We start from the raw sequence: 2,368 nt of genomic DNA, 5'->3' as shown, positions 1-2,368 counted from the left end.
GTCCTTCAGCATGCCTTTGTCTGTGTTTGCCCCGTAACAGATCGGTTCGATATCATAATTCTGTGCCATCGCCCGGATTTCACCCAGAAAAGTATCATCAACATACGGATAGGAAGGCACCATTTGTGAACCCACGATTTCGAATCCTTTCGCACCGATTTCCGCTGCTTTACGAAGGCAGCCCTCCAGATCGTAGATGCCACGGGCATATTCTGCTGTGAAGCAGTAAAGCGTGATTCCTAACTTAAGATTTCCCATGCTTACTCTCCCCCAATTTCTTCAATGATCAGTTCTTTTTCTCCGCATGAATCCAACGGCACGTAATTATGGTCGTTGTCTCCGCCTGGTAGCGGCAAGTAAGGTACCCTTAAATAGAAATCAAGTTTCAGGTTATGGCTCCCTTTCGGCAGCCCACCTTTTTTCAGAACCTTTATTTTTGCAGGTTCCAGCAATTGCCAAAATTCAGAGGAAAGGCGGGATAGTTGATCCACAAAAAACTCTTTGCCGTTGATGGAAAAAGTAACTTCTGAATTCGGAACTTCTTCCCCATCCACCGTTAGTGCAAAAGAGTTCACACAAGACAGGAACAACCCACGATAATAGCTTAAGCGTATATCGAATTCGTAACCATTTTTTAAACCGTTGATATAACTGTTCCGCAAAGAATCATCACAGATGACATCCACGAAATTAATGCGCATTGAAAAACCCATGAGTGAACCTCCTTAAATTTTTACTTCTGTTCCTTGTTCTGCTGCTTTATAGATTGCATCCAAAATTTGTGTCACGACAAATGCTTGTTCCGGTTTCACTAACGGATCTGTATCATTTTGAACAGCTTCCAACCATTGCTTAGCTTCCAATACCTCAGGAGCGTTGCTGCCGCCTTCAAAGAAAGCAATATTTCCGGAGCTGCTTAATTCTTCCTGCGTCAATATGCCGTTGCGGGAGCGATTGATGATCAATTCATTTGTCTTGTAGCTCATGCCTGCGTTGATCTGCGCACCCGCTTTTGTGCCGCATAAAGTCGTTGCGGCTTCTTTTGATTCCAATATATTCAGTGCCCATGAAGATTCCAAGAAGACCGTTGCACCGTTTTTCATCTTGATGAAACCAAAAGCTGAATCCTCAACTTCAAAGTTTTCTGTATCCCAAGGACCGAACATGTTCCCCTCATCCGCTCCGGCCAGGCTGCCCAGTTTATGGAATACGGAACCTGTAACGGATTCCGGTTCGTAGTTGTCCATCATCCACAAAGTGATGTCCAATGCATGTGTGCCGATATCGATTAGCGGGCCGCCGCCTTGTTGGGACTTATCAGGGAAAACACCCCAAGTTGGCACAGCTTTACGGCGCAAGGCATGGGCTTTCGCGAAGTAGACTTCGCCCAATTCTCCGTTTGCGCAGGATTCATGCAACGAACGGACTTCTTCACGGAAACGGTTTTGGTATCCGATCGTGAATTTTTTGCCTGATTTTTTCCAGGCATCCATCATTGCTTGAGCGGCTTCTGTGTTATGGGCCATCGGTTTTTCGCAAAGCACGTTCTTGCCTGCTTCAAGAGCGGCAACCGTGATTGGGCTGTGGCTCACATTTGGTGTGCATACATGCACGACATCGATCGTTGGGTCCGCCAACAACTCATTATAATCTGCGTAGAATTTTGCATCTTCCGTGCCGTACTTTTCGCACGCTTCCTGAGCGCGTTCCACTTTGATATCGCAGAAGGCCACCATTTCGCATTTGTCCGCTTGTTGGCTCAGTGCCTTGAAATGTTTTTGGTTAGCGATTCCGCCGCACCCGATGATGCCCACTTTTAATTTATCCATTATTGATTCTCTCCTTTTTCTCTGTTAGATCACAAAATTACGTAAATAACGCGTGCTCAATGTGACTGATTTTTTTACATCTTGATAATTCTTTTCAAAAGCTCTATCTTCCACTTCGATGCAGCTGTAGCCATCAAAGCCGATATCCGTCAATGCTGAAACATATTTGCCCCAATCCACATCCCCGAGTCCCGGCAATTTCGGGCTCATGTATTGCAGCGGGGTTGCCATGATGCCTACATCCTTCAATTTTTCTGCGTATACTTTAATGTCCTTGTAGTGGACATGGAAAATCTTATCTTTGAATTCATACAGCGGCTGAATATAATCGATTTGCTGCCAAACGAAATGGGAAGGATCATAGTTCAGGCCCAAATAATCGCTGTCCAGACGTTCGAATACCTGGCGCCAAATGGCTGGTGTAGTCATCAGGTTCTGCCCGCCCGGCCATTCGTCTTCCGAAAATAGCATCGGACAATTTTCAAGCGCGATTTTCACTTTTTTGTCTTCTGCATACTTCACAATCGGTTTCCATACCT

The 2,368-nt window shown here is 45.4% G+C and carries 3 protein-coding genes and 1 pseudogene; all 4 read right to left on the bottom strand.

Going from position 1 to position 2,368, the window contains the following annotated elements; genetic code table 11:
• A pseudogene (locus tag WBV27_RS07550) lies at positions 1-258 on the bottom strand (xylose isomerase); the annotation flags it as partial.
• 2 nt (positions 259-260) lie between these two features.
• Positions 261-713 carry a C-glycoside deglycosidase beta subunit domain-containing protein gene (locus tag WBV27_RS07545; protein ID WP_424200838.1) on the bottom strand — a complete coding sequence of 151 codons (453 nt, stop codon included), beginning with the start codon at positions 711-713 and terminating at the stop codon, positions 261-263.
• A gap of 12 nt (positions 714-725) precedes the next feature.
• A complete protein-coding gene (locus WBV27_RS07540) occupies positions 726-1,829 on the bottom strand; it encodes a Gfo/Idh/MocA family protein (RefSeq protein ID WP_424200836.1) in 1,104 nt (367 codons plus the stop codon).
• A gap of 24 nt (positions 1,830-1,853) precedes the next feature.
• On the bottom strand, positions 1,854-2,368 hold a 515-nt coding region (locus tag WBV27_RS07535), incomplete at its 5' end, for a sugar phosphate isomerase/epimerase family protein (protein WP_424200834.1).

It is taken from the genome of Trichococcus sp., from assembly GCF_049589555.1.
GTDB lineage: Bacteria > Bacillota > Bacilli > Lactobacillales > Aerococcaceae > Trichococcus.
The sequence above is the reverse complement of the archived record's forward strand: the minus strand, read 5'-3'. Positions and strand labels throughout refer to the sequence as shown.